Consider the following 6,001-nt stretch of genomic DNA (forward strand, 5'->3'; position numbering starts at 1 on the left):
GTTGTCATCTGACGTCGAATCTTGTAATATAATAAGCGTGAACGAATTCACATACAAACATATACCCCTTTGTTTGAACGTGAAAATTTCTCCCATCCCCTTTAATATTTTTATAAGCCGTAAAGAAAAAGACCTGGTGTTTACACCAGGTCTTTTTCTTTTGCTATCCATTTCCAATAACGCTCACATTTTACGTCAATCATTTGTACTTTTCGTTTCAGTTGTAATTTTTTTAGTTCACGTTCAATTTCTTGCTTCGAGCAGTCATATATAAATGCTACTTCTTTTGAAGAGATAAATTGTGTCGCTTCCAGTAATACTTCTAAAGGTGGTAATGGCTCTGGCTCGATTTCACATTTTACAAGTTCTTTCAATAATTGTACGTAGACGTCGTAGGAATACGTTCCAGCGATTTTAATACCTTCTTCATCTGAATTTGCATGAAAGAATACGAGAGAAGGTATTTCTGTAATATGCATTTCATTTGTGAATTTTAAGTCACATTGGAAAGCCTTTTTTGCGCTAGCGGAATATAGGTCTTTTTTAAATTCTTCTACATCAATATTGCTATCTTTTGCGCATGCAAGTAATAATTCGCAGTCAGGATTTGATACATTTTCAAGGAAAATGTATTCTTGGAGTTTTCGCAAAAACTTCGAACCTGCTTTTCGGCCCTGCAACTCCGCTGCTTTAATTGCCATCGAAACTAAATATGGTGTTGACGATGCTTCTTGCATATGTACCTTTCCATCACATGAAAAACCTTGTAAACTTGTTGTCTTTTCCCACACAAATCGAATATTAGCAGGTTTATTCCATTTGTGTGAGGAAGCGTTCGTTCCGTCCACTTTTCCTGTTACGATATGACGAATAGAGAAGTATTTCCCGTACTCAAGCCATAGTTTAATAATAAAGGGCTCAATTTCCCAGCAATCTTTACAAAGTGGATCAATAAATAAATATGCTTCTACAGACTTATGCTCACATGCGGAAGGAGATGGCATATTGATATGCTTTGCTTCCTGTTTATCCATTATATTTCACCTGTTTCGTTTGGAGTATTAACCATATGCTGAGCAGTTAATGCTAAACGTTCAAAAACGAACTCTCTTATATGACCGTGTACTCCTGTGTCATCCATTGCTTGCTCCATGCACGATAGCCAAGCCTCTGCTCGTTTTGGAGTAATCTCAAACGGGAGATGGCGTGCTCTTAACATAGGATGACCATGTTCTTCAGTGTACAAATTAGGACCACCTAAATATTGTGTTAAAAATTGTTTCTGCTTCCTAGCTGTTTCTGTTAAATCATCCGGGAAGATGGGAGATAGGTCAGGGTGTTTACTGACATAGGAATAAAATGTGTCTACTAATATTGCAATGCATTGTTCACCGCCAATTGCTTCAAATGGTGTCATCGGTTGCTTGCTCATCCTTTTAAACTCCTTTTTCCATGAAATGTATATCTATTGTAGCAATGGAATGTTAGGGAGGGCAAATAAACAGCCTTCATAACGTTCTTTGCTTATTCTACAGATGTAAAAGAATCTTTTCTTTTTCAAAAAGTGAGATGTATCCACTAGTAGAACGTATTCACTAGTGGAATTTTCACTTTAGCGTGCTTTGTTTTGTTTGGCAAGGAAAAAGCGTTTTACTTTATTATTTGTATGACGGATTGGTATGTCGTGTTGCTTTAACAAATGAATAAATGAAGCTTTGCCTGCTTCTTCATCTTGCACTTCAAATTCAATTTCATAATCATCGTGATTGTAATAGAAACTATGATCAAAGACAAGCGTTCCGCCTTCAAATAGTGTTTCGGCTCTTTCAGTTGTTAAACTACCCATATAAGTTAAAGCAGAAACAGGAATTTGTAATGTGTGTAGTTGATCTACTACAGCGCCTTGAATAATTGTATTTGTTTCCATCATCAATCTTGCTTCATCTGCTGTTATAACTTGATGCGTTTCTAACAAGCCGACTTCTGCAGGTTGTTTCAATGTTAATGTATAAGTTGCTCCTTTATGACGAATACGAAGTGCAGAGCCAGCTTCTTTTAATGAGAAGTTCGGTGTTTCAAAGTAGTGATTCACCTGTTTCGTAAATCCTTCAATAGAGAATGATTTACATAATGTATTGAATTCTTCTTCTGTAACAATATTTTTAAATTCAATTTCAATTTCTTGTGTCATTGTATGCGCGCTCCTTTTGAAAAATAATTCTTTACACATTATCGCTTTTTCACAAATTTGGTTCAATGTTTTATTTGTTTGCGTCCATGTTATGATACAATAATACTGTTAAGTAAGACAGGAAGTTGAGATGGAGGAGTTAGAGCATGCAAAATAAAATCCAAGTTAAGAGCGTAGAAAAGAGAGAGAATGCTCTTATTTTTTGTGCGGAAAATAGTGAAATAGAGGTAAAGGAGTTAAGTGCGCGTAATCACGTACTTGTAGACTCAGATAATTTATCATTTTTATATATCTTAGAAAACGAATCATCTTTCATTTATGTAAGCATTCCACACACATGCTGGGAAGCAATGCATGAAGCGATGAATAACGACGTGGTTATGTTCGTTCGCGTGAATGACATTGAAATGGAATTAGAAGGTTTAAAAGAAGAAGTAGAATATTTAGTTGAAAATATTGAAGGTAATGCAAATTACGGAGAAGAACTAGTAACTGCTGTAGAAAAAGTATTTCTATAAGCAAATGGATTGATTTTGGTGGTGGTTGAAATGAATCGAAATTGGGAAGAATTTTTAGCACCTTACCACCAAGCGGTGGCAGAGCTGAAAGTGAAACTAAAAGGAATGCGTACTCAATTTGCAATGTTAACAGAGCATTCTCCAATTGAGTTTGTAACAGGAAGGGTAAAGTCGGTTGCAAGTATTATTGATAAAGCGGAGAAGAGAAATGTACCGTTAGACAGGCTAAGAGAAGATATGCAAGACATCGCGGGCCTTCGAATGATGTGTCAATTTGTTGATGAGATTAAGCCTGTTGTAGAATATCTTCGAAAGCGAAATGACTTTGAAATCGTGGAAGAACGTGATTACGTCACGCAGAAGAAAGATAGCGGTTATCGTTCTTATCACGTTGTCATTAGTTACCCAGTTCAAACGATTCAAGGTGAACAAAAAGTATTGGTAGAAATCCAAATACGTACGCTAGCAATGAACTTTTGGGCAACAATTGAGCATTCTTTAAATTATAAATATAGTGGACGTTTTCCTGAAGATATTAAAATACGCTTGCAACGTGCAGCGGAAGCAGCATTTTTATTAGATGAAGAAATGTCTTCTATCCGTCTTGAAATTCAAGAAGCGCAGAAAGCTTTTTCAAGAAAGCAAGAAACGAAAGATTCCGAATCATAAACTAAAGGGTGTTGGGCGATGAAATTTACAATTATGTCAAAGGGAGATCAATCATCAGATGCACTGGCAAGCACGATGAAAGAATACTTGCTAGATTTTGGATTTATAATGGATGAACAGGAACCCGATATTGTAATTTCTGTTGGGGGAGATGGAACGCTTTTATATGCGTTTCATCGTTATTATAATCGATTGGATGAAACAGCATTTGTTGGTGTACATACAGGGCATTTAGGTTTCTATGCAGATTGGTTACCGACAGAAGTAGAGAAATTAGTAATTGCAATTGCTAAAACACCATTCCAAGTGGTGGAATATCCGCTTTTAGAAGTGATTATTCGCTATGTGAATGGGAGCAAAGAGTCACAGTATTTAGCGATGAATGAAGCGACTGTGAAAAGTGCAGAAGGTACATTAGTAACAGAAGTGGAAATACGCGGAGAGTACTTTGAAACGTTCCGCGGGGATGGCCTTTGTATTTCTACTCCTTCGGGAAGTACTGCGTATAATAAGGCACTTGGCGGAGCAATTATTCACCCTTCTATTGAAGCGATCCAAATTGCAGAAATGGCATCTATTAATAACCGTGTGTTTCGTACGGTAGGTTCGCCGCTCGTATTGCCGAAACATCATACATGCGTGCTGAAGCCGACTGCAGGAATGAACTTACAAATTACGGTGGACCATTTAACGATGGTTCATCAAGATGTGAAATCAATTCAGTATCGCGTGGCAAACGAGAAAGTACGATTTGTTCGTTTCCGTCCATTTCCGTTCTGGAAACGAGTTCGTGACTCGTTTGTTGCAGATAAATAGAAAGGGTTTATATATTTGAACAGATTTACATTGAAATGGGATATAGAATCGGCCCAAGAGGGAACTTTAGTTAGAGAATTTCTAAAAACAAAAGGGATTTCTAAAGCCGCATTAACGGATATAAAGTTTCATGGCGGATCTATAGAAGTAAATGGTCAACATACGAGCGTTCGTCATCGGTTGCAAGCTGGTGAAGAATTACGTGTCTTTTTTCCCGTGGAGGAAAGAAGTGAAGGGATGATTGCAGAAGATATTCCTTTATGTATCGTATATGAAGATGATGCAGTTCTTGTCATAAACAAAGAGGCGAACATGTCAACGATTCCGTCTAGAGAACATCCGGCTGGAAGTGTTGCAAATGCGCTTTTATCTCATTATGATAAGCAACATCTTGCAAGTACGGTGCACATCGTAACGAGGTTAGATCGTGATACTTCAGGGCTTATGCTTATTGCAAAAAATCGTTTCGTACATCATCTTTTATCGAAACAGCATCAACAAAAAGCTGTGAAAAGAACGTATGAAGCGATCGTTCACGGTGAGATGGTAGAAAGAGAAGGGACGATTGACGCACCGATTGGACGAAAATCGGATAGCATTATTGAGCGAACCGTTTGTGAGGAGGGGCAAAGAGCCGTTACTCATTTTAGAGTGATCGATAGCGCCAATCATAAGACGCATGTATCACTTGAGCTCGATACAGGGAGAACGCATCAAATTCGTGTACATATGGCGCACATAGGACATCCGCTACTTGGCGATAATTTATATGGTGGAAAAAGAGATGAAATGAAGCGACAAGCGCTTCACAGTACATCCTTGACGTTTTATCATCCTATTTTAGAGAAAGAAATGTCTTTCACTACACCGATTCCAAGCGATATGCAAGCGGTATTAAGACATACTTAAAAAGGGAACAAAATTCTTATGTAACGAAGAATTTTGTTCCCTTTTTTCTTAGCGGAATAATATTAAAATTTGATTGTCGCCCGTGCGCTTTATAACGAAAAAGCCACTTTCAGATTTTGTAGCAATGCCATCGTTATTTGGACGACAATATCCATGCGTTTCGCAAGTACCGTCATCACGTACTAACATTTGTCCAATTAATCCGACAGGAAGCCACTCGTTACGGTCTTTTCTTGCTATATATTTGCAAGCTGGATCCCATTCTGTATTTAAAAGAGGTTGTATGTCTTGCGATTCCGTACGTACATATTGACGTTTTCCAAAGCTATCTGTTTTATAGCGTTTTTGCCAACTTAAAGCGCCGCTATTTCCTATAAGAGCGGGGGTGGCGCTAGATATTCCTAAGATGAATGAATCGTTTGAAGTAGCGATTCGAATTTTTTCTTCGCTACTAAATGTAACGAAATAACCTACATCAATGAAAGTATTGTCTACTGTTTCGAACATTTGCGCAAAATCAGTTCCGCTTGCATTGTAAGAAGCACCCTCAATGTACATTTCTCCATTATGAGCAAGCCACTTTGCACCGATATTATGATCGGTTTCATTTGTACCGTTTGCAATAAACCAAGAATAAGATTCATCTGCTGTGCCGAAGCGCCCCATAATATGGCTACCTGCAAAATGAGCTGTTGATGTATGATTACCTTCCGCATGAGAAGAGAATCCGTTAGCGATAGTCGCGGTTCCTTCTGCATGTGCTGCTTCGCCTAAAGCGATTGTATGTTTACCTTCCGCATGAGAATAGGAGCCACCTGCTGTCGTTTCACTTCCTTCACTATGGGAACTATGTCCAGTTGCTTTCGTTTTTGATCCTTCTGCATGAGAGAAAGAACCT

At 38.0% G+C, this 6,001-nt stretch carries 8 protein-coding genes; 4 read left to right on the forward strand and 4 right to left on the reverse strand.

What is annotated here, in order from left to right; translation table 11 throughout:
- Positions 1-140: 140 nt before the first annotated feature.
- The 3 genes from MR083_RS15805 to MR083_RS15815 form a co-directional block, all read right to left on the reverse strand.
- Positions 141-1,034 (reverse strand): ClpXP adapter SpxH family protein, encoded by an 894-nt coding sequence (locus MR083_RS15805; protein WP_000360652.1) that lies wholly within the window; start codon positions 1,032-1,034, stop codon positions 141-143.
- On the reverse strand, positions 1,034-1,432 hold the full coding sequence (locus MR083_RS15810; protein ID WP_000043381.1) for a globin domain-containing protein: 399 nt from the start codon (positions 1,430-1,432) through the stop codon (positions 1,034-1,036). Before MR083_RS15810 ends, MR083_RS15805 begins: the two co-directional genes overlap by 1 nt.
- 180 nt (positions 1,433-1,612) lie before the next feature.
- Positions 1,613-2,191 (reverse strand): CYTH domain-containing protein, encoded by a 579-nt coding sequence (locus MR083_RS15815; RefSeq protein ID WP_242269563.1) that lies wholly within the window; start codon positions 2,189-2,191, stop codon positions 1,613-1,615.
- Between the two features lie 146 nt (positions 2,192-2,337).
- Here MR083_RS15815 and MR083_RS15820 point away from each other — a divergent pair, with 146 nt between their 5' ends.
- From MR083_RS15820 to MR083_RS15835, 4 genes are read left to right on the forward strand one after another with little or no spacing between them, the layout of a single operon-like run.
- Positions 2,338-2,709, forward strand: coding sequence for a UPF0738 family protein (locus tag MR083_RS15820; RefSeq protein ID WP_001180003.1), 372 nt, complete (start codon positions 2,338-2,340; stop codon positions 2,707-2,709).
- 30 nt (positions 2,710-2,739) lie between these two features.
- The gene (gene yjbM / locus MR083_RS15825; protein ID WP_001081482.1) at positions 2,740-3,378 is read left to right on the forward strand and encodes a GTP diphosphokinase; all 639 of its coding nucleotides are present in this window, start codon (positions 2,740-2,742) and stop codon (positions 3,376-3,378) included.
- 18 nt (positions 3,379-3,396) lie between these two features.
- A complete protein-coding gene (locus MR083_RS15830; RefSeq protein WP_000673185.1) occupies positions 3,397-4,194 on the forward strand; it encodes an NAD kinase in 798 nt (265 codons plus the stop codon).
- A gap of 15 nt (positions 4,195-4,209) precedes the next feature.
- Positions 4,210-5,103, forward strand: a complete 894-nt coding sequence (locus MR083_RS15835; protein ID WP_242269564.1) for an RluA family pseudouridine synthase — start codon at positions 4,210-4,212, stop codon at positions 5,101-5,103.
- Between the two features lie 48 nt (positions 5,104-5,151).
- Here the strand turns inward: MR083_RS15835 and MR083_RS15840 are convergent.
- On the reverse strand, positions 5,152-6,001 hold an 850-nt coding region (locus MR083_RS15840; RefSeq protein WP_277931455.1), incomplete at its 5' end, for a peptidase G2 autoproteolytic cleavage domain-containing protein.

Source organism: Bacillus cereus group sp. BfR-BA-01408 (genome assembly GCF_022663305.1).
GTDB classification, from domain to species: domain Bacteria; phylum Bacillota; class Bacilli; order Bacillales; family Bacillaceae_G; genus Bacillus_A; species Bacillus_A pacificus.

Bases quoted from the DNA above. Each gene is read 5' to 3' on its own strand.
- MR083_RS15810 (WP_000043381.1), bottom strand. From the start codon at position 1,432: ATGAGCAAGCAACCGATGACACCATTTGAAGCAATTGGCGGTGAACAA.
- yjbM (WP_001081482.1), top strand. From the start codon at position 2,740: ATGAATCGAAATTGGGAAGAATTTTTAGCACCTTACCACCAAGCGGTG.
- MR083_RS15820 (WP_001180003.1), top strand. From the start codon at position 2,338: ATGCAAAATAAAATCCAAGTTAAGAGCGTAGAAAAGAGAGAGAATGCT.
- MR083_RS15805 (WP_000360652.1), bottom strand. From the start codon at position 1,034: ATGGATAAACAGGAAGCAAAGCATATCAATATGCCATCTCCTTCCGCA.
- MR083_RS15815 (WP_242269563.1), bottom strand. From the start codon at position 2,191: ATGACACAAGAAATTGAAATTGAATTTAAAAATATTGTTACAGAAGAA.
- MR083_RS15830 (WP_000673185.1), top strand. From the start codon at position 3,397: ATGAAATTTACAATTATGTCAAAGGGAGATCAATCATCAGATGCACTG.